Origin of the sequence: Streptomyces sp. NPDC048383 (genome assembly GCF_040651775.1) — a bacterium.
Lineage (GTDB): Bacteria > Actinomycetota > Actinomycetes > Streptomycetales > Streptomycetaceae > Streptomyces.
In genome coordinates this window covers 151,387-172,701 of the sequence record NZ_JBEZKS010000002.1, presented here as the reverse complement: position 1 = coordinate 172,701, position 21,315 = coordinate 151,387, and the positions used below count along the sequence as shown (strand labels likewise).

Sequence of the window (21,315 nt, the reverse complement as noted above, 5' to 3'; positions counted from 1 at the left end):
CACGGTAGGGAGCGCGCCCGCTCGACCCCGCCGCGCGCGCGGGGACACGCCGGACCGCCACCCGAGGTGGTGCGCGGCCGGCGCGTGCGCCCGGAGCAGCGGCCCGTGCCCGTAAGGGAGATCTGTGCGGGCGTACCCGTCGACCGCGCGGCCGGGGCAGAATCCACGGTGTGATCATCACTGCGCGCGAACTGAACCGGGCGACCCTCAGTCGCCAACTGCTGCTCGGACGTGAGCCGTTGTCCGTCTCCGACGGGGTGCGGCGGGTGGTCGCGCTCCAGGCGCAGGAACCGGCCTCGCCGTACCTGGCCCTGTGGAACCGGCTCACCGACTTCGCGCCGACCGCGCTCGACGACGCGTTCACCGGACGGTCGGTGGTCAAGGCCACCCTGATGCGGATCACCCTGCACGCCGTGCACGCCGAGGACTATCCGGTCCTCCGCGCGGCGATGCAGCCCACCTTGTACGCGTCCCGGCTCGGCTCCCGCTTCGCCGGCGCGGGCCTGACCCCGGCGGACGCCGACGAACTGCTTCCGGAATTGCTGGACTTCGCCCGTCGACCGCGTACCTCAGCGGAGATGCGGGCCTGGGCGGAGGAGAGGGTCGGCGCGGCGCGGCGGGACGGGGCGTGGTGGGGGTTGAAGGGGTACGCGCCGCTGCACCACGCCCCGACGGGAGCCACCTGGTCGTTCGGCCCCCGCCCGTCCTTCGTCGCGGCCGGCCCCACATCGCGACCGGCGGCCGTACCCGTACCCGTACCGGCGAGCCGGGAGGTGGAGCCCGGGGCGCTGCGCGCCCTGATCCTGTGCTACCTGGCGGGGTTCGGGCCCGCCTCGGTCGCGGACGTCGCGCAGTTCGCCATGGTGGGGCGGACGGCCGTCCGCGCGGCCCTCCGAGCCCTGGACGGCTCGGTCGAGCCGCTCCAAGGGCCCGACGGGGAAGCGCTGTTCGACCTCCCGGGCGCCTCCAGGCCGGCCGCCGACACTCCTGCACCGCCCCGGCTCATGGCCATGTGGGACAGCGTCCTGCTGGCCTACGCCGATCGCGGCCGGGTGATACCGCCGGCCTACCGTCCGCTGGTGATCCGGCGCAACGGCGACGTGCTGCCGACCCTGCTGGTGGACGGCCACGTCGCCGGGGTGTGGCGCCCGGTGGACGGCGGCGTCGAGGCCACGGCCTTCCACCCCCTGTCGTCCGCCGACTGGGACGGCCTCGCCGAGGAGGCCCGCTCCCTGACGGCCCTCCTCGCCGACCGCGGGACGATCGTCTACGGCCGCTACCACCACTGGTGGTCGAAGCTGCCCGACGCGGAGACGCGCCTCCTCCGGCCGTAGCCCGCGCCCGCCGGGTGAAGCTCCTGCGTGCCCGGGAGGAGGCCCGCTCCCTGTGGGTCGACGAGTGGATGCAAGCGGTTGGGGCCGGGCCCGCCGGCCGGCGCCGGGCGGGTCGGCGGCGGATCGCGGCCGGCGGTGGGGGACCTCCCACGTCGCTGGGGCGGTCGACGGGGTGGTCGACCGCCCCTGCCCGATGTCGCGCACGACCGCTGCGAGCGGCCGGCCTCGCGCTGCCGGCGCTCCGTCAGTGGGCGGCGAGGCGAGCGAACTCGGCCCCCTCCGACGCGCCGGGAGCGGTGCCCGCGTCGGCCGACGTAACCTCACGGAAAAGTCACGGGAGACGGCGGGTCACTCCAATGGCCCGCAACGCTCCCGACCGCGCCCGCGCCGTCCGCCTCCCCTGGTCCCCGGCCGGACTGTCGGATCAGTCCCGCAGGAGCAGCACCAGAGCCGCCAGTACGACGGCCAGCGCGAGCGCGAGGACGCCGTACGACACCCGGTGGTGACGGAGCACCGGCAGGAACCGGTCCAGGGCGAAGCGGCCCGGTCCGGTGAGGGCGAGGGTGACGCCGGCGGCGAGGATCAGGGACTCGAACTCGACCCCCTCCATGCCGACCACGTCGCCGGTCCACTTGGTGCTGATGGCGTTGATCATGATGCCGACGACGGCGGCGGCCGACAGGGGGGTCAGGAGACCGAAGACGAGTCCCAGACCGCCCAGGGTCTCGGTCAGGCCCGCGATCACGGCCATGGTTTCGCCGGCCGGATAACCGGCCTTGCCGAAGAACATGCCGGTGCTCTTGACGCCGGGACCGTCGAACCACCGGAACAGCTTCTGGGTTCCGTGCACGAACATGATCGCGCCGAGTACGAGGCGCAGGACGGGCAGGCCGATGTCGTACGGCGTGGTGGTGTTGCCGGTTCCGGAGAGGGGGGCGGCGGGGTAGGCGCTCGCGGCCATGGTGGCCCTTTCTGTCGGGGGAGTGATGCCAGCCGTGCCCACACTGACGAAAGATCGACCGAAATGCCCGGTATCCGGGTGTGCGAGTCGCCGTCCGGCCGGCGGGGGCCGGCGCTTTCCGTCGCCCCCCACGGGCCGCCCCCCCGACCCTGCCCGACCGCCTCAGCCCCGAGGCGTCACACCGAGGGCCTCGAACCGCCCCGGCGGCGTCGGACGCGCACCGTGGCCGCCGCCGGTAGCATCCCGAGCGCGACGGGCAGGAGCAGGGCGTTCGGGGCCCCGGTGAGGGGGACCAGGGCGACGCGGGGCAGCCCCGCGACCAGGACCGCGGGCGCCGTACGCAGTCGGGGGAACGCCGCGCCGCCGGCGCCCGTCGACGACCTCCTCGGTCGGCGCGCCGGCGACCGAGGTCCGCCGGTCACCACCTTCGGTGCGGGTTCGCGACGCCGCTCCCGGCTGCGGGCGCCTCGCACGCGCCCCGGCGCGGTTGCCCCTGTGCGAACCCACCTTCGCAAACCGGAGCGAAGCGTTCGGGCGGATTCCGCGTCCCCACGGTTCCCGGCACGGGGACTCGTACGCGGTGCGTCCCGGACCCGGGCCGTTCCGGGCCGGCCCCGGCCGTGGAACCCTGAACCCATGGGGTTACGACCGGTGTTCGGGGAAGAGTTGCGGGCCGAGCTGGGAACTCCCCGGCGCTGGCGCAGACTGGGCAGCAGCCCCCGCTCGCGCGTGTGGCGCGTCGAGCTGCCGGGGACGACGGCGGTGGTCAAGCAGCTCGTCGACGGCCCGGAGGCCGACGACCGCTACGCCCGCGAGGTCACCGCCCTGCGGCTCGCCGCCCGGGCGGCGAGCCCCGTGGCGCCCGCGCTCCTGGCCGCCGATCCCGCCGCCCGCGTCCTCGTACTCGAACACCTGGCGCACCGGCCGCCGGCCGGGGACTGGACGGTCGACTACGCGGCGGCGCTCGCCCGCCTGCACGCCACCGCCGGCCCGGCGGACGCCGGTGCCCTGCCCCGGTGGAAGGGCCCGGGCCGCGCCGACATCCACTCCTTCCTCGCCCTGGCCGCCACCCTTCGCGTCCCGGTCGCCACCGGCGTCGCGGACGAGCTCGACGCACTGGTGGAGCGGCTCGGGCGGGCGCCCGGACACGCGCTGCTGCACGGCGACCCCTGTCCCGGGAACGACCTCCACACGCCCACCGGCACCCGGTTCGTCGACTTCGAACAGGCCTCCCTGGGCAGCGGGTTGATGGAGCTGGCCTACCTCCGCATCGGATTCCCCACCTGCTGGTGCGTCACCGCGGCGCCGGCCCCGATGCTCGAACGCGCGGAGAACGCCTACCTCACCGCGTGGCACGCCGAGACCGGTACGCGGATCCGGGACGCCGAGCTGCGCGACGGACTCGCCGACGCCTGCGCCGGATGGCTGCTGCGCGGCGACGCGCTCGTGGAGCGGGCCCGCCGCGAGGCCGCCGACCACCTGGCCCGGGTACCGCGGCGGGACTGGAAGTGGGGCACGGCGACGGCCCGCCAACGGCTCGTCCACCGGCTCGGGGTGGTCGCCCGGACGACCGCCGGCCACCCCGAGCTCGCCGGTGTCGGCGGCCTGAGCCGCGCCATGCGGCAACAGGCCCTCGCCCGGTGGCCCGCGCTGCGGCCCGTGCCGACAAAACGGCCGTAGCGGTCTGCCGCCACCGCGTCCCATGATCCGCCGTCCGAAATTCCGTGCTCGTTGCTCTCTGGTGATGGGCGGTTCCGGCGTGTAGCTTCAGCTCAGCTGTCGTGGTTCGCAGTTCCTGCCCGCGCCCTGGCGTGGGCGTTTTGCTGTGCAGTGCCGGACCAGGGCGATCACCTCCGGGTCCGCGCGGTGCGGATCCGACATCGACTGAGAGGCATGACCATGGCCAGCGGAACCGTGAAGTGGTTCAACTCCGAAAAGGGCTTCGGCTTCATCGCGCAGGACGGCGGCGGCCCCGACGTCTTCGCGCACTACTCGAACATCAACTCCACCGGCTACCGCGAGCTCCAGGAAGGTCAGGCCGTGACCTTCGAGATCACCCAGGGCCAGAAGGGCCCGCAGGCGGAGAACATCACCGCCGCCTGATCTCAGGCGCAGCTGTGTCCACCCGCCCCGGAGCCCACGGCTCCGGGGCGGTCCCGGATCCGCGGGCGGAGTGGTCAAGAGCCGGTAGGCGGCGTCAAGAGCCGCCGAGTGCGGTCGGGTGGCGTCAAGAGCCGCCGAGTGCGGTCAGGTGGCGTCAACGGCCGCCGGGACCGCCGCCCGACCCGGAGGACATCTGATCGAAGCCCGCTCGAACATCGCTCGCGATCCGTCTCCTGGCGAACGCGCTGCGCCGGGCGCGCGCGGGATGGCACCATCCGTGGCATGGCAGATGACAGCGGCGCCCTCTTCGAGGCGGGCCAGACGGGACTCATCATCCTGACCCCGGAGGCCGAGCCGACCCTCCAGGGATGGCGCGAGCGGCTCGATCCGTCGGCCCGGGTCGGAGTGCCGGCGCACGTCACCGTCCTCTTCCCGTTCCTCGACGCGAGCCGGCTCGACGCGGGCGTCGACGCCGCCCTCGCGGACCTCGTGGGACGCCACCAGCCGTTCGACCTGCGGTTCGCGAGCAGCGGACGGTTCCCGGACGTGCTGTACCTGGTACCCGAGCCCGACGCGCCGCTGCGCGGGCTGACCCGGTCGATCGTCGAGCGGTGGCCGGAAGCTCCGCCGTACGGGGGTCGGTTCGTCGACATCGTGCCGCACCTGACCGTCGTCCACGGGCAGGAGGACCCCGTCCTGGACGCCATCGAGGTCGACCTCGCCGACACGCTCCCGTTCACGTGCCACGTGTCGTCGGTCGAGCTGATGGTGTACGACGGGTCGCGATGGCGGGAACGGTCGTCGTACGCACTGGGCGGCTGAGTGACGCGCACGCGCACGCGCCACGGTCCGCCGTACCCGGTCCCGTCCACCGCGCAGGCGTGCTCAGTCGGGGAAACGGCCGCAGAGCCAGTTGCCCGGTTCGGCGGGGTCGTCGCTGGTCCAGAACTGGAGCCAGAGTCGCGCGAACTCCTCCCGGCTGAGGTGGCCGTCACCGTTCAGGTCGAGGAGCTCGAAGACGCCCGTGAGGTCAGCGGGTTGCCCGTTCCACGTCTCGACGAGACCACGGTGCTCCTCCGGGGAGATGCGGCCGTCGCCGTTGGCGTCCACGGCGTCGAAGACGGTGTCGGCCGTCGCGGTGACGTCCGAGACCATCGCGGGGAGTTGGTCGACGAGGGACAGCAGTTCGCCCATGTCGACCGCACCGTCACCGTTGGCGTCCCCCGCGTCCAGCAGCGCCGCCCACCAGCCCATCAACAGGGCCTCCACCCGCCTGCGCAGATCCGTCCCCGGCCCCACCGCCGGCAGCCGGCTCCAACGGGCGACCAGTGCGGTGAAGTCCTCTTCCCGTAGGTAGCCGTCACCGTCCGCGTCGAACGCGGCGAACATCCCCCTGAGCTTGCGCTCCTGAAACGCACTGGCCACGAGCGACCTCCCTCGACGCCGAACCGATCCGCGAACGCCGCCCGGGGCGAAGCGGGTTGGGGGGCGGCGCGCGTAACTATAGGTGGGGACGCGCCGCCGCCCCCACGGGCACATGTGGACGAACGTTCACCCCGTCGATCGGGAGCCGCCGACACGGAACGGTGCGGCGGGTCGGGCAAGGGCCACCTCGCGGCGGACTGCTTCGCGGGCCCGGGGCCGTGCATCGGAGGGGTACCGGTGAGCGCTCGGTCGTGCATCGACCTCGTGCGGTCGGCGGCGCCGTAGGGGCCCACCGCGTCGGATTCCCGCGGCGCCCCGGACCGGCGCCGGTCGGCGGTTCGGGTGAGGTCGTCAGCCGCCGGCCGGGCCGGTTCGGTGGGCCGTGAGCAGCAGGTACTCCCACTCCATGACCCCGTCGTGGGTGTTCTCCTCGGCCAGCGCGTCCAGCGCGCCGTCCAGCTCCGCGGCCCGGTCGGCGTCCTCCCCGAGGGCGCGGTAGACCGCGATGGTGGGGCCGTAGCAGGCTTTGAAGAAGGTACGGAAGGCTCCTGCCTCGGGGAAGGCGTCGACCCGGACGGTCCGCCGTTGGGCGTCGACGTCCGTGACGCGGTCGCCGAGGAGCCCGTACACGTGCTCCTCCTCCCCCCAGAGGGGCGGCGGCTGGGCTCCCGGCGGCGGGGGCGGCGCGTACGGCTTCATCGTGGCGAACATCCGGCCGACGAAGCCCTGCGGGGTCCAGTTCGCCAGGCCCACCGTCCCCCCGGGGCGGCAGACGCGCACCAGCTCGTCGGCGGCGAGCCGGTGGTGCGGGGCGAACATGATCCCGAACGAGGACATCACGACGTCGAACTCACCATCGGCGAAGGGCAACTGCTCCGCGTCCGCCTCGCGCCACTCCAAACGGGCGCCGCGCACCCCTGCCAGGTTCCGGCCGACTTCGAGCAGCTCGGGGGTGAGGTCGCTCGCCACGACATCGGCCCCCGCCAGGGCGGCGGGGATGGCCGCGTTGCCCGCGCCGGCCGCCACGTCCAGCACCCGGTCGCCCGGCCGCACACCACACGCCCCGACGAGCTCGGCGCCCACCTCCGGGATGACGTGGGACGCCACGGACGGATAGTCGCCCCAGGACCACATGGCCCGGTGCCGGGCCTTCAGCGCGCGATCGGCACCGACCGCGTCGATCCCCTCGGACATGACCCACCTCCAGGGCTCGGACCGACCCTTCATCCGAGCGTATGCGTCAGCGGCCGCACGCGCAGGCCGGGCGCCGTGGTGGGGCCGCTGACGCGCGGCGACGGGGACGGGGCCGCCCTCCGCCCGGGGCCGGTGCGGCCGGGCCCTGTCGGCACCGTCGCGCGAGGCAGCCCGCGGCTTCGAGTTTCGGTCAATCACGGGCCGATTTGGCTGACTTGGTGCGACTGATGCCCTTTCAGGCAAATCTGACCGAGGATCATCCCACTTCCGTCGCTCCGTCCCTCCATGATTCTTGGGGATGACCGGTGGGCCGCCTCGGGGACGCGGCACGCAGCGGTGGGCAGCGGCGTGGGAGGGCGGAAGTGACACACGTACTGGTCGAACGCGAGGGCGTGCTGCGAGCCGCGACCGGCGCCCTGGCACGGGCGCGCACCGGCAGGGGAAGCTGGCTGATGCTGACCGCGCCGCCCGGCCGGGGTCGTACCGCCGTCCTCGACGCGGTCGCCCGCGTCGCGAGCGCTGACGACGGCGTGTGCGTACGGTCGGCGCGGTGCGCACCCGAGGAGACGGCCTTCCCCTTCGCCCTGGTGCGCCAAGTCTTCCCCACCACCGACGGAATCCCCTTCGCAGACCCCGCCGACGGGCAGGAGCAGCAAATCTTCCACCGGCTGCTGGACCTGCTCGCCCGAGCCGCCGACGACCGGCCCGTCCTGCTCACCGTCGACGACCTGCACTGCGCGGACCCGGTGTCCCGCCGCTGGACCGGGTACCTGGCCCGCAGGATCGCCGCGCTGCCGGTGCTGCTGCTGGCCACCGCCGAATGCCGTGAACACATGGACGCCGGTTTGCTGCCCCGGGCCACGGGCGTGTGCCACCCCCTGCCCCCACTGGGGCCGCGAGCCGCCGCGAGGCTGGCGCACGAGCACGGGCTACCGCCCGAACGGCACGCGATGTGCTGGGACGCGACCGGAGGCAACCCGGCCCTCCTGCAGGCGCTCCTGACCGACTTGGCGCGTCCCCCGGACCCCGTCCACCCGGCCGTTGGCCCGGACACCGTCGACGGACCCCGGCTCGTCCGGTACCGGGAAGCGGTCGCCCGCTGGATCCGCCACCGTGCCGACGATGAAACCCGACGCACGGTCCTCGCGCTCGCCGTGACCGCCCAGTGCTCCGCAGCGACCGGCCCGGCCCTGCTCCGGGAGGCCCTGCCCTTGCTGGCGACCCGGCGGGCGGCGGCCGGCGCGCCGAGCGCGTCGTCGTTGGTCCGGATGCTCTCCCACCCGCTCGCCCTGGACGCCGTACTGGACGCGGCCGACCCCGCCGAGCTGGCGGCCCTGCACACCCGCGCCGCCCGGCTGCTCCACGACGGCGGAGCCCCCGCCCCGCAGGTCGCCGCCCGGCTGCTGCACCTGGACCACCCCCACGAGGGGTGGATGGCGCGGTGCCTGGAGGACGCCGCCGACGACGCCGTCCGCGCCGGGCACACCGAAGAGGCCGCCGCCCTGCTGCGCCACGCCCTACGGGCCCGGCCGGCGCTCGCCCGGGAACGGTACGCCGACCTCACGCTGCGCCTGGGATCGCTGGAATTCCCGTACAGCGCCGAGGCGGGCATCCGCAGGCTCCGCGCGGGCATCGCCCTGCACCCCGACCGTCAGGAACGCGCCACCGCCGCGCCCGCCCTCGGCGCGGCCCTCGCCGCCGGCGGCCGCACGGACAGTGCGCTGAGCGTGCTGCACCGGGCGTGCGACGGCGCCGGCGACGACGAACTGGCGCACGTCCTGCGCACCGTCACCGCCCTCATCTCCTCGCACGACGCGGTCGCCTGGCGCCACGCCGTGGCGGGCCTGCGCGCCCTCGCGCCCACGGCCCCGATCACCGTCGAACCGTTGGTCTGCTCACTGATCACCGAGTACGAGACCGGCGCCGGTCTCCTCTCGGCAGCCGAGGTACTGGCACGGATCCGGCCCCGGCTCGCCGCGGCGCCCGTCCACCCGCTGCTGCGCACGGCCTGGCTGGGCAGCGCCGCCACCCTGCTCCAATGGGCGGACCGCTTGGAGGACGCCCGAGCACTGGCCGCGCAAGGACTTCCCGTACCGCCCGCGCCGCCGGACCTCACCGACGCCGGCCTGCAGTGCCTGCTGAGCGTCCGGGCGGAAGCCACGCTCTGGGCCGGGGACTTCCGGCGCGTAGTGGCCGAGAACACCCAGCTGGCCCACACCTGCACCGGTCGCGGCATCCGCGCGCCCCACCTGGTCTCCATGGTGGCGCTCGCCCGGTACGAACTCGGGCAGCGCGACCAGGCCTGGCAGCTCCTCTCCACCCCCGACACGACCACCGCCGACAGCTCCTGGGAATGGAACGAACTGCGCTACGCCCGCGCCCTGCTCCACGGCATCGAAGGACGCTGCGAAGCCGCCCTCGCCGCATACCTCGCCTGCGGCACGGGCCAGAGCGCCCGCGACTTCGTCAGCCCCGTGGCCACGCCGTGGCGATCCGGCGCCGCCCTCGTCCTGGCGCGCCTCGGCCGCCCCGCCGAGGCCCGGGAGCTGGCGGAGGAGGAACTGCACCACGCGCGCCGCTGGGGAACCGCCCGTACGGTCGGCCGGGCGCTCCGGGCCCACGCCGCGGCCGTCGGCGGCCGACGGGGCCTGGACTCGCTCGTCGAAGCGTCCGCCCTGCTGGTGGGGGCACCCGCGCCCGTGGAACGCATCGAGACGCTGATCGACCTGGGACGGGCCCGCATCGCGGCCGGGTTCGGCCGCCGGGGCCGCGACGACCTGCGCGCCGCCGACGCCGAGGCGGTGCGCCTGCTGTCCCCCGCGCGGGACGCCGGTGGCGCCCCGGACGACGTGCTCGGTGCGGAACGCGACCCTCGGGTCGGGTACGGACAACTCGGTGTCGATCCGGATCCCGCGCCGACCGGCCGACTGCTGGGGGCGACGCGCGCCGCGCTGCGCGCCGCGAACGCCCGTACCACCACGCGTGCCACGACCGGTCCGAGCGCACTCACCGGCGCGGAACGCCGGGTCGTGGACCTCGCCGCCCTCGGGCACACGAACGCGCAGATCGGCGAGGCGCTGCACCTGACGCGGCGCACGGTGGAGTCCCATCTCACCAGCGCGTTCCGCAAGCTCAAGGTGACCCGCCGGACCCAGCTCGCGTCGGCCTGGCCGGGGACCCCGCCGGGGGACCCTGAGGGGCGGGGGCGCCGACCACGACGGCGGGTCGGGCGCCGTGTTCGTGGTCTTCCACGATGTGTGCGGAGGGTGCCGGCGGACAGAGTGAGCACCGCGCCGGCCCGCCCCCACGGCCCGGCGCCACCTACGCCATCACCGGCGCCGGCGCTTTCGCGGCGGGGCCTCGTACGAAAGGTACTCGGCATGAACTTCACGAAGCGCACGTCCACCCGCTCGGCGCTGATCGCCCTGATCGCGGTCGCCGGGACGTCCCTGCTCCCCGCGACCGCCGCCGAGGCGCGCCCCGTCACGACTCCTGCGGCGCAGACCGCGTCGGACATGGGCGCGAGCCTGGCCCCCAACCAGCTGTGGCAGCTGCGCAAGCGGGGCAGCCGGTTCGAGATCGTCAACCACCACAGCGGCATGTGTCTGAAGGTCAAGAGCGGCTCGAACGACAACGGCGCCCCGGTGGTCCAGGCCGAATGCGGCACGCCGAGCGAGGGGTTGTGGAAGTCAGAGGTCACGGACGGAGGCAACTTCATCCAGCTGCGCAACGCCAACTCCGGCAAGTGCCTGGACATTTCCGGCGGCAGGGCGACGAGGGGTGCCAAGATCGTCCAGTGGGACTGCAACGGCGGCTTGAACCAGAAGTGGTGGGACACGGACAACATCGACGCCAACAACGGCTACTGGATCAGCGGCGCCACCCCCAGTGGCGCCCCCACCTGGATGTGCCTGGACATGCCCGGCCTGAGCACCAGCTCCGGCACTCAGGCCGCCATGTGGGAGTGCTCCTAGCGCGTGTTGTGAGAGTCTCGCCCGGCCCGCGGCGTCCGGCGCCACTTTCAAAACGCGCCCTGGCCGACGGGTGCCCCACCTGCCCGGCAGGGGAGGGCAGGACCGTGGGCGGGCTCCGATGAGGGCGCCGGGCGACGGGGAGAAGGGCGGCGGATGTCGGCCGACGCCCCCTCCGCCGGCCGGGTTCGCCGCGTCGGTCACGAGGTGCCCCCGCGTTCCGGTCCGCCGATCGGTGCGCCGACCGTGCCGGGAGAGCTTCCTCGCGGCCGCCCGCTCAGCTCCCGGGCCGGTGCGGGGCCCGGGCGTAGCGGCGTAGGAGCGGGTCCAGGTAGTCCACGTGAGGTCCGGCCAGGTCGGCCAACTCGTCCGGGGAGCGCACGAAATCGATCGCGTCGAGTTCCGCGTCGCGGCCCGCCGCGCCCTCCGCCGCCACCACGGCGGTGAACCGCTCGCGCAACTCCGCCTCCGGTCGGCTCGGGGCGAGGTGGGTCAGCCCGACGCTGCCGCGCGCGCCGCGGGTGGCCGCCCACAACCGCAGTCGCTTCGGCTCGACGTCGACCCCGATCTCCTCGACCAGTTCGCGCGCCGCCTGCCCGCACAGCGAGGGCTCGTCCAGCACTTCATCGGCTCCGGGCGGCTCGACGGCCCCGCCGGGGAACTGCCACCGTCCTGGAGTGGCCGTCCAGGACGACATCCGCCCCATGAGCACCCGCCCTTCGTGTGTCGGTTGGACCACGTTCACGAACAGGGACGGCAACGCCTCCGCCCCGGGAACGCGACGCAGCACCCGGTGCCGGTACGTCACCGCGGCCCAACGCAGGAACAGCGTGTCGGGATCGACCCGTTGGAGTTCCACGCACGCGACCACCGGCCCGTCGAACATGGCCGGATTGCCCCGCACCGTGCTCTCCCACACCCGGTCCCGCGCGGCTTCGACGTCGGGGGACAGCGCGGGCGCCGCGCCCTCGGCGAGCCGAAGGCAGCTGACCTCGTAGAGTTCCGGACCCGGACGCGGAGTGTCGCTCACTCACTCATCGTAGCGGCGCCGACCGGCAACCCACGGGCCTGGCAAACGGGTTCACAAGGACCTCGGACCCCGGGGGCAGGGCGGTTGCGAGTTGCCGGATCACACGGATCGCCCGCGTCCGGGGGAGTGGGTGCGGCGGGGGTGGGGGCGCGAGACCCGTGACCGTCAGGTGCCTGCGTCGGCTGATCACATCGAGGTTCGGTGTCCGCCTCGTCCTCCCGGCTCTTCGATGCCCCGCGGGAGCGCATGGGCCGGGTTGTCGGGGCGCCCCCAGTGCGCCCGGGGACGGGCGGTCCCTCTGCCCGGGGGCCGACCCCTCCCGGCGTGCGACTGACCGTGCAGTCATGGCGGCACCCGCAGGCGGCGGTGTGGTGACCCCGCCGTTCCGACGCGTTGCGGGAGCCGGGGCGCGGGCGCAACCCCCAACTTCCCTGATTGTGACCCCCCTTGACCACGACGCCCCTACGATCAGGCGCATGAGACCAGTGATCGCCCCGCTGCCGGGCGGCACGCCCGCACAGCTCGGGGGGTACCGGATCCTGGGGGTGCTCGGGTCCGGTGGCATGGGGACGGTCTATCTCGCCCGGCGTCGCGGCCGGCCCGTGGCCCTCAAGACCATTCGCCCCGAACTCTTCCGGGACGCGGACCTCCGCGCGCGGTTCGGGCGCGAGGCCGCAGCGGCGGCGGCGGTGCGCAGCCCCTTCGTCGCCGCGGTCCTCGGATCCTCGGCCACTGAACAAGTGCCCTGGCTCGCAGCGGAGTTCGTACCCGGAGCTACCCTCGCCGAAGGGGTGCGGCGGCACGGGCCACTGCCGACGCCCGCCGTGTGCGTGCTCGCCGGCGCCCTCGGCAGGGCGCTGACGGCCCTCGGTGGAGCCGGTGTCGTACACCGCGACCTCAAGCCGTCGAACGTGATCCTCGGCGCCGACCGGCCCCGCGTGGTCGACTTCGGGATCGCCCGGGTGGTCGGCGACGCGACCTTGACCGCCACCGGGCAACGTCCCGGAACCCCCGGTTACATGTCGCCGGAACAGGTCGTGAAAGGGCCCCTCGGGCCGCCGAGCGACGTCTTCTGCCTCGGCGCGCTGCTCGTGTTCGCGATCACCGGCCGGCACGCCTTCTTCGACGGCGACCCGGTCCGCTCGGACTTCCGCATCGCCTACGAGGACCCCGACCTCGCCGCGGTGCCGTCCGAACTGCTCCCCGTGGTGCGCGGCTGTCTGGAGAAACGACCGGCCGACCGGCCCACCGCCGCCGAGGTGACCGAGGACCTCGACCCGCGGGGCGCTGCCCTGCGTCCCGCGAGCCGCTGGCTCCCCCCTGCGGTGGCCGCCGACGCCGCCGCGATGCGGCGAGCCGCCGCCGCGCTGGGCGCCGGACCCCGGCTGCCCGCCCGGCGCCGACTCCTCGCAGGCGCCGGCGCGGCCGTACTCCTCACCTCGACCGGAGCCGGCGCCCTCCTGCGACACCAGGCCCGCGACGACTCCGCGGGGCCGCCCGCCCCCGCCTGGAGCGGCCCGCCCGGCACTGTTCCGCAACCGCTGTGGACGTACGACGGCGCCGCGGCCGCACCGGCCTTCGGGCCGATCGGCGCCCGCGGGACGGTGTGGTTCGCGGACGGCGACGGCGCGACGGCCCCGCACGATCCGGTCTCCGGCGCACGCCGCGGCCGCGGCCCGACGGCCGGCGCCCTCGTCGGCGGCCCCCGGCCGGTCGCCCAGGCCCCGGACGGCGCCCTGCTCTTCCTGGACGCCGCCACCGGCGCGGTCCGCCATCGCGTGCCCGGCGGACCGGGCGCGCTGCTCGCCGCCGACGCGGACCAGGCGTACGTCCTGGACGACGCCGGACGCGTCGCCGCCGTCGGACCCGCGGACCGGGGCGCGCGCTGGCGGGTGGCGACTCCGGTGCCCGGCCCCACCCTCGTCGCGGCCACGGGACAAGGGCTGCTGCTCCTGGCCTCCGCCACCGGCGGAGTGGCGGCCCTGTCGGTCTCCGACGGCCGCCTCGCGTGGCGCCGACCCGCCGGCAGCGACGGCCGGTGGACGGCCCTGTCCGCGCGTGCCCTGGTCGTGGGCGGCGGCGGCCACCGGGCCCTGAACTGCCTGGGCAGGTCCGACGGCCAACAGCTGTGGACCCTCCCCGCCGACGACACCGGCGGCTTCGGCGCGCCCGCCCTGACCGGCGACACCGTGTACGTGGCGGACGGCCGGCAACTCCGCAGCGTCGACGCGAGGACCGGAGCCCCCGCCTGGACCCTGCTCGCGCCCGACGAACTGGCCCAGGACCACGCCCCGTTGGTTTCCGGATCCGCCGTCTTCGTACCGTTGCGCAAGCCCGAACTCGGCATCCTCGTGGTGGACACCGCGCGGGCGGCCGAACAGTACGTCTTCGCACCGGCCCCGGCAGCCGACGTCCGCACCGGGACGCCCTGGCGGGGAGCGGTCGCCCGGGGCGCCGCCGTGTGGCAACGCGGCAGCACCGTCCGCGCCCTGCCGGGCATGTGACCGGTCCCGGACCGGGACCACGAGGGGGAGGGGAACGCATGGCACGCGGACATCTGGGGGCGGGGCTCTCGCCCGAGGATCCGAGGACCGCCGGGCCGTACCGGCTGCCGGCCCGCTGGCCCGGCCCCAGGCCGGCCCCGCCGCACCACGGCATGTACGTCGGCCGCGACGGTGCCCACGGGCACGCGGTGGTCTGCCTCCTACCACCGGCCGCGTACGCGGCGGCCGAGGAGTTGCACCGCGTTCCCGCGCCGGGAGTGCCGGCCGTGCTGGGGCTGCGGACGGGGACCCTCCCTTCGTGGGTGGCCCTCGCCTACACCCCCGCCGTGTCCCTGGCCGACATCGCGGGCGGGCCCGGGCCGGGAGGCGGCGTCCTGTCCCCGGAGCGGGCGGTGGGGGTCGCCGGGGAGGTGGCCGCCACCCTGGCCGCCCTGCACGCGCGGGGCATCGGGTACGGCGCCGTGGCACCCGAGGGGGTGTGGCTGACCACGGGACGCCCGCTGCTGATGGCCCTGCACGCCTGCCGCACGCTCCCCGTACCCGGACCGGTACCCGAGGACGGGGACGGGGACGAGGACGGGGACGAGGACGAGGACGAGGACGGGGACGGGGCGGACGGTGCGCGGCGACGGCGGGCCGCCGGGCCCGCGCGGGAGGAACCGCAGAGCCGGGTGTCGACCGTGCCCGCCGCCTTCATGGCCCCGGAAGTGGCCGCGGGCCGACCCTCCTCCGCGGCTGCCGACGTGTACGCCCTCGCCGTCCTGCTCATCCACACGGCCACCGGCCGGCTGCCCTTCGGGGACGGCCCGCCTCCCGTCCTCGCCTACCGGGCCGCCCACGACCGGCCCGAACTCCCCGCGCTCCCCGCCGAGCTGGGCGGGGTCGTGGCCGCGGCGCTGGCCCCCGCCCCGGCCGACCGCCCCACGGCCGCCGAACTGCACCGTGCGATGACGCTCCAGGGGAGGGAGGCGGCAGGACCGGCCACCGACGGCCGGGCACCGACGGGACAGGACGACCCGCCGCAGCCGGGCTCGCCGCACCCGGGCCCGCCGCCCGGCCGGGTCGTGGCGGCACTGGCCGTACGCGCCCAGGCCATCGCCGACCTGGAGACGGAAACCCCGGACGCCGACACCCCGCGATCGGACGCCGCCGCCACGGACGCCCCCGACTCGGACGACCTGCGCCCGGCGAACAGCCCCGCCTCCACGGACGAGGCCGCGCCACGGGGCGACGTACGGCGTCCCACTCGCGCCCCGCACGCGGATCCGGCAGCGAAACCGCGCGAGGAACCGGAAGCGGAACCGGAAGCGCATCCGGACGGCCATCCGGGCACCGCCCCGCAGGGACGCGCGCAGGGCGATCCCCGAAGCCGTTCCACCCCGCCGAGGACCGCGCCGCCCCGTACTCCCACCACGCTGGTTCCCGCCCCCACCCGCCGCCGACTCCTCACTCACCTCCTCGCCGGGGCCGCCCTCGGAGCGTCCGGCACGCTCGCCTGGTCGGCGCTCACCGCGGGCGACGGCCGCCCCGGACCGTCCTCCGGAGCCGGCGCCGCCCCGGGGACGGCGCCCCGGGTGCCCGGGATGCCGCCGCCCGCGCTGTGGCGCTTCGACGACAACACGGCCCGTACGCAGCTCCTCCCGGTCAGCGGCGCCGACCGGTTCCTGATGCTGCGCGGCGACGTCCTGTACGGGCACGACCTGCGCACCGGCAAGGAGGCGTGGCAGCTGCCCGGCGTGAGCGGCAACGCCCCACCCGTCCGGGCGCCCGGCGACCGCGTCCTGGTGACCACGCGCGAGGGCCTGTCGCTCTGCGCGCTGGGGGACGGGCGGACCCAGTGGCTGCAACGCATCGAGAACCTCTCGACGGTGCTCGCCGTCGAAGGCGCCACCGCGTGGTTGGTGGTGGGGGACGGCAATCCGACCGGTGGACACCTGCTGGCCGCCTTCGACCTGGACCGGCGCGAGGAACTGTGGCGCACGCCGATGCCGAGCGGGTTCGACTTCCGGTTGGGCGCCTTCGTCGGCCCGCGGATCGTCGTCGTGGAGGTGCAGGTGCCCCAGCAGCGGTTCCGTGACGTCACGGCCGTCCGGACGCTGGCGATCGCCGGATTCGACCGGAGCAGCGGGAGGATGCTCTGGAACCGCACCTTCGGCGACGTGCACGGCGGGCCCGCCTCCACGGTCGACCCGGCAGGCGGCGGGCGACTGTTCCTCCTCTCCAAAGGCCACGCGCAGGCCTACGACCTGGAGTCCGGCACCCGGGTGTGGGAGTCGCCGGCCGTGGTCGCCGGCACCAACGCCCCGCCGCTGCTCGCCGGCGGCACCCTGTACCTGACGGACGACGGCCGGGGTCCCCTCGTCGCCGTCGCGACGGACTCCGGACGGACGCTGTGGGAGCAGAGCCTCGACGAGAACCTGGAGTGGTTCATGCTCGGCCGGATGGCGGCGAGTTCGTCCGGCCGGACCCTGTACCTGTCGACCCTGAACCAGATCACCGCGACCTCCCTCCCCTCGGGCAAACGCCTGTGGCAGACGGGACTTGCCGGGGTGGAGGCCCGCGAGCCGTTCCAACTCGTCACGACCGCGACTGCGTTGCTCATCGGGCGCCCGTCGGTGGTCGTGGCCCTCCCGACGGACTGACACGGCCCCCGCGCCCCTCGCACACCCCCGCCCCCGCCCCCGCAGGCCCGTCGCGAAGGATCCCACCGGTCATGTCCACGCTCCTGCCCCTGCTGCCCGACGACCCCGAGCGGCTCGGGACGCACACCCTCCTCGGCCGGTTGGGTGGCGGCGGCATGGGAACCGTCTTCCTGGCCCGGACCACCGGCGGCCGACTGGCCGCCGTCAAGACCGTACGGGCCGACCTGCGCGACCGGCCCGGCTACCGGGAGCGGTTGGCCCTGGAGGCCGAGGCCGCGCGGTCCCTGGGAGCGGAGCACACCGCCGCGTTCCTCGGCGCCGACCCGGACACGGCGACGCCGTGGCTGGCCACGGCCTACCTCATCGGCCCCTCGCTGACCGAGGCGGTGGCGGCCGGGGGACCACTGCCCGAGCGGGCCGTCCGTGGACTCGGCTCCGCCCTCGCCGCCGCCCTCGGGGCCCTGCACCGTGCCGGACTCGTCCACCGGGACCTCAAGCCGTCCAACGTACTGATCACCGCGCAGGGTCCCCGGCTCATCGACTTCGGGATCGCCCAAGCACCCGGCAGCCCCCGCCTCACCGAGGCGGGCGGCGTCGCCGGCACCCCGGCCTACATGTCCCCCGAACAGGCGCGCGGCGGGCCACCGGGCCCGGAGGGCGACGTGTTCGCCCTCGCCGCGGTCCTGGTGTTCGCAGCCACCGGGCACGGCCCCTACGACGCCCGCGGCCGGCAGAGCACCCTGCAACTGCTGCGCGACGGAGCCGCCCCCGACCTGGCCGGCGCCCCCGATGGGCTGCGCGACACGCTCGCCGCCTGCCTGTCGGCGGAGCCGGGGGAGCGGCCGCGACCGGACCAACTACGTGCGCAGTGGGGGCCGTTCGACGCCGGCGAGTTCGCCGACCTGCTGCCGCAGCGGCTCCTCACCGACCTGTCGCGGCGGATCGAGGAGGTCGCCGCCGTCGCGACCACCCCCCTACGAGCTCCCGCCCCGCGGCCCGGCCCCGCCCGCCGCACCGTGATCGCGGGTACGGCGGCTGCCGCGCTCACCGCCGTCGGCGGCGTCTCGGCGCTCTGGTTCACCGGCACCCTCCCCGGCACCGGCGCGGGCCCCGGAGCGGCTTCCGACGGCCCGAGAACGAGCCCCGCACCGGGGCGGACCAGCCGCCCGCCCGGCACTCCGCCGGCCCCGCTGTGGTCGGTCGCCACCCCGTTCACCGCCACCCCGGCCGTGGCGGTCGACAAGGCGCTGATCCACGTGGGCGACGTCCTGCGCGGGATCTCCACCACCGACGGCCGGATCCTGTGGGAGGCGCAGACCGCCAAGGCCGACACGGCCGTGTTCGGCGACCACCTCGTGGGCCTCGTCTTCGACGAGGACGACAACGCGAGCGCGGGCCGGTTGGATCCGCTGACCGGTCGGCTCGCCCCCGACGCGGCCGGCCCGGCCGTCCTCGGCGAACTCGCCTTCACCACGGGGCTGCTGGCCGCCGACGCCGCATGCCTCTACCTGAAGGCGTACTACCGCTCCGGTGAGCCGGAGGACCAACCCTGGCTGGTCGCCTACGACGTGGACGCCCGGAAGGTGCGCTGGCGCCAACGCATCGAAGGCGCGGTCCTGGACCGGGACGATTCCCTCATGATGTCCGCGATCGTCTCCGGCGGTCGGCTGATCGCCTCCGACCCCGGGCGCGTCATGGCCTTCGACCTGCGCGACGGCCGGCTGCTCTGGGCGACCCGGGTACGGACCGACCAGCAGGCGAAGTCACCCGACGGATCGGGCGGCTTCAACCGCCCGGTCGCCTCCGACCGCCACGTCCTCGACTTCGAGGAGAGGATCACGGCGGTGGACCTGGCGACGGGAGCCCCGGCCTGGACGCTGGAGCCGGAAGGCACGAAGCTGCTGAGTGCGCCCGTCTGCGTGAACGGCGCGGTGTACGTCGCGGACGGCTCCTTCCAGGCCTTCGACGAGGCGACCGGCAAGAAGCTGTGGACCCACGACCCGGGCGGGTACGTCTCCATGCTGGCGCCGCCCGCCCCCTTCGGCGGCGAGCTCTACGCGGCGGTCGGGAGCGGCGATCAAGCCGTCGTCGCCGTGGACGTCGAAAAGCGCCGGACCGCCTGGACCGTGTCCGCGGGAGCCGTCAACATGCCGGACGGACCCACCATGATCGTCCAGCACGGCAACCGGCTCTACCCCCAGAACACCGACCGCATCGCGGCGATCCCCCTGGACTGACCTCTGCGCTGCCCGGCCCCGGCACCCCGGGCCACGTCACCACCCCGCGACGGCCGCACGACGGCTGATCGAACCGCCGCGCCGTCACGAGCCGCGGGCCGCGGCCCGCCCGGTTGAGGCGCGTGGGGCAGGGCAGGCGCAGGGGAGTACGGACGTGCCCGCACGCCCTACGGAAGGGACTCCCAGGTGAACGCGATGGACAGGACCGTGGCACGCCGATCCGAAGACCCCGGCCGACCCGGTGCACCCGAACGCCCGGGACCCACACCGAGCGGTCCCGACCCGACCCCTCGGGACCCCGGGACCTCGGGCCCCGGTGACACACCCCCCGGCCACGGAGAGCCGCCCGCCGGGCCCGCGCCGGCGCCCGACGAGCAACCGGCGGTTCCGGAACCGCCCGACTGAGCCGTGGTTCGAGCCCGATCGAGCCCGTCAGGAAAGGCCGCCCGACGCGCGGCGTGTGCGAAGGCCGTCGCAGGAACAGAAGCCCGTTGAAAGTACGGAAGCCCGGAAGTACGACAGAAGGAGGTGGACCTGGTGCGCATCGCTTTTCTGACCGCGCTCGAAGGCGTCGAGGAGATCGAACTCACCGAACCGTGGAAGGCGGTCGAGAAGGCCGACTGGAACCCGCAACTGGTTTCGACGGGCCCCGGCAGGGTCCAGGCGTTCCGTCATCTCGACAAGGCCGGCACCTATCCCGTCGACCACGTCCTCGCCGGCGACAGTTCGGACGGCTACGACGCCCTGGTGCTGCCCGGCGGCGTCGCCAACCCCGACGCCCTGCGCACGGACGAGAAGGCCGTCGGCTTCGTCCGGGACTTCTTCACGGCCGGCAAACCGGTGGCGGCGATCTGCCACGCCCCCTGGACGCTCGTGGAAGCGGACGTCCTGCGCGGCCGCACCCTGACCTCCTGGCCGAGCCTCGCCACCGACATCCGCAACGCCGGCGGCACCTGGGTCGACGAGCAGGTGAAGGTCTGTCGGGCCACGCCCGCGACGCTGGTCACCAGCCGGAACCCGGACGACCTGGAGGCCTTCTGCGCGGCGTTCGTCCAGGAGTTCCGCGACCACGCCTCCTGACGCCGGCCCACCCCCTCCCGTCCCCGCACCGCAACGGAGAAACCATGGGCACTCCTCCCAACGACCCCGTCCCCCCGTCTCCCACCCCCACACCGGGCCCCGGCCCCGGTCCCGGACCGGGGCCGCTCCCGGGGCCGGTGCCCGGCCCCGGCGGCCCGGACCCGGTGCCGCCGGCCCCGCCCCGGCCCGGGCCCGACCCGCAGCCCCCGCCCGCACCGGGACCCGACCCCTTCCCGCAGCCGGGCCCGCTCCCCGGACCCGGACCCGCTCCCGAGCCGGCCACCTGAGCGGGGCACCGCGCCGCGCGTGGCCGACGTCCCGCCGGGTAGGCGCCCCTTGACCGGAGCCCCGTCCAGGCGCCCCGGCCCGACGAAACGGAGTGATCGGTATGCGCACCGCAGCGGCAAGGGCGATGGGCGTGGCCACCCTCGGGTACGGAGTGGCGGTCGCCTGCAGTCCCCGCGTGTTGGCCCGCCCCTGCGGCCTGTCGGACAAGGGATCCACCGGCCTGCTCATCCGGGCCCTGGGAGTGCGTGACGCGGTGATCGGCGCCGCCATGGTCGCGCTGCCCGAAGGCCCCGCCCTGCGGACAGCCGTCCTGGGCCGGGTCACGGTCGACGCCGGGGACGCCCTGCTGTTCGGTACGTTCCTGGCCGGCCGGAGGGAACGCTCCGTCGCGGCCGCCGCCGCCCTCGGGTGGGCGGCCCTGTGCGGATGGACGCTGACCGGCGACGGCCGGTCGGCGGCGCCGCTCGTCGAGGACGCGGCCAACGTCGCGGTGCGCGCCGCCCAGTCGGTGGCCCGCGCGGAACTCTGACCGTACGGACTCGCCGC

General features: G+C 75.2%; 14 protein-coding genes. 10 read left to right on the top strand and 4 right to left on the bottom strand.

What is annotated here, in order from left to right; translation table 11 throughout:
• The first annotated feature begins 170 nt into the window (after window positions 1-170).
• Window positions 171-1,334: a winged helix DNA-binding domain-containing protein gene (locus tag AB0D46_RS03655; protein ID WP_362875620.1), complete on the top strand. Its 1,164-nt coding sequence runs from the start codon at window positions 171-173 to the stop codon at window positions 1,332-1,334.
• A gap of 424 nt (window positions 1,335-1,758) precedes the next feature.
• On the opposite strand, the gene AB0D46_RS03650 is transcribed toward AB0D46_RS03655, so the two are convergent.
• Window positions 1,759-2,295, bottom strand: coding sequence for a DoxX family protein (locus tag AB0D46_RS03650; RefSeq protein ID WP_362875619.1), 537 nt, complete (start codon window positions 2,293-2,295; stop codon window positions 1,759-1,761).
• Window positions 2,296-2,931: 636 nt separating this feature from the next.
• On the opposite strand from AB0D46_RS03650, the gene AB0D46_RS03645 reads away from it, so the two are divergent.
• From AB0D46_RS03645 to AB0D46_RS03635, 3 genes are all read left to right on the top strand, one after another.
• The gene (locus AB0D46_RS03645) at window positions 2,932-3,975 is read left to right on the top strand and encodes an aminoglycoside phosphotransferase family protein (protein WP_362875618.1); all 1,044 of its coding nucleotides are present in this window, start codon (window positions 2,932-2,934) and stop codon (window positions 3,973-3,975) included.
• 219 nt (window positions 3,976-4,194) lie between these two features.
• Window positions 4,195-4,398, top strand: coding sequence for a cold-shock protein (locus AB0D46_RS03640; protein WP_281208001.1), 204 nt, complete (start codon window positions 4,195-4,197; stop codon window positions 4,396-4,398).
• Between the two features lie 282 nt (window positions 4,399-4,680).
• Entirely contained in the window at window positions 4,681-5,220 is a 540-nt protein-coding gene (locus AB0D46_RS03635; RefSeq protein ID WP_362875617.1) for a 2'-5' RNA ligase family protein, read from the top strand.
• A gap of 63 nt (window positions 5,221-5,283) precedes the next feature.
• On the opposite strand, the gene AB0D46_RS03630 is transcribed toward AB0D46_RS03635, so the two are convergent.
• Window positions 5,284-5,823 carry an EF-hand domain-containing protein gene (locus AB0D46_RS03630; RefSeq protein ID WP_362875616.1) on the bottom strand — a complete coding sequence of 180 codons (540 nt, stop codon included), beginning with the start codon at window positions 5,821-5,823 and terminating at the stop codon, window positions 5,284-5,286.
• A 351-nt stretch (window positions 5,824-6,174) separates the two neighbouring features.
• Window positions 6,175-7,017, bottom strand: a complete 843-nt coding sequence (locus AB0D46_RS03625; protein WP_362875615.1) for a class I SAM-dependent methyltransferase — start codon at window positions 7,015-7,017, stop codon at window positions 6,175-6,177.
• Between the two features lie 362 nt (window positions 7,018-7,379).
• Between AB0D46_RS03625 and AB0D46_RS03620 the strand changes: the two genes are divergently transcribed.
• Window positions 7,380-10,991 carry an RICIN domain-containing protein gene (locus AB0D46_RS03620; RefSeq protein WP_362875614.1) on the top strand — a complete coding sequence of 1,204 codons (3,612 nt, stop codon included), beginning with the start codon at window positions 7,380-7,382 and terminating at the stop codon, window positions 10,989-10,991.
• Between the two features lie 274 nt (window positions 10,992-11,265).
• On the opposite strand, the gene AB0D46_RS03615 is transcribed toward AB0D46_RS03620, so the two are convergent.
• Window positions 11,266-12,018 (bottom strand): NUDIX hydrolase, encoded by a 753-nt coding sequence (locus AB0D46_RS03615; RefSeq protein ID WP_362875613.1) that lies wholly within the window; start codon window positions 12,016-12,018, stop codon window positions 11,266-11,268.
• A 476-nt stretch (window positions 12,019-12,494) separates the two neighbouring features.
• Here AB0D46_RS03615 and AB0D46_RS03610 point away from each other — a divergent pair, with 476 nt between their 5' ends.
• The 5 genes from AB0D46_RS03610 to AB0D46_RS03590 all read left to right on the top strand — a co-directional run bounded on the left by AB0D46_RS03610 (window position 12,495) and on the right by AB0D46_RS03590 (window position 21,298).
• Entirely contained in the window at window positions 12,495-14,522 is a 2,028-nt protein-coding gene (locus AB0D46_RS03610; RefSeq protein WP_362875612.1) for a serine/threonine-protein kinase, read from the top strand.
• Window positions 14,523-14,560: 38 nt separating this feature from the next.
• A complete protein-coding gene (locus AB0D46_RS03605; protein ID WP_362875611.1) occupies window positions 14,561-17,164 on the top strand; it encodes a PQQ-binding-like beta-propeller repeat protein in 2,604 nt (867 codons plus the stop codon).
• A gap of 71 nt (window positions 17,165-17,235) precedes the next feature.
• Window positions 17,236-19,401 (top strand): PQQ-binding-like beta-propeller repeat protein, encoded by a 2,166-nt coding sequence (locus AB0D46_RS03600; RefSeq protein WP_362875610.1) that lies wholly within the window; start codon window positions 17,236-17,238, stop codon window positions 19,399-19,401.
• A gap of 537 nt (window positions 19,402-19,938) precedes the next feature.
• On the top strand, window positions 19,939-20,481 hold the full coding sequence (locus tag AB0D46_RS03595; protein ID WP_362875609.1) for a type 1 glutamine amidotransferase domain-containing protein: 543 nt from the start codon (window positions 19,939-19,941) through the stop codon (window positions 20,479-20,481).
• 388 nt (window positions 20,482-20,869) lie between these two features.
• Complete coding sequence (locus AB0D46_RS03590; protein ID WP_362875608.1) at window positions 20,870-21,298, top strand: hypothetical protein; 429 nt, start codon at window positions 20,870-20,872, stop codon at window positions 21,296-21,298.
• Window positions 21,299-21,315: the final 17 nt, after the last annotated feature.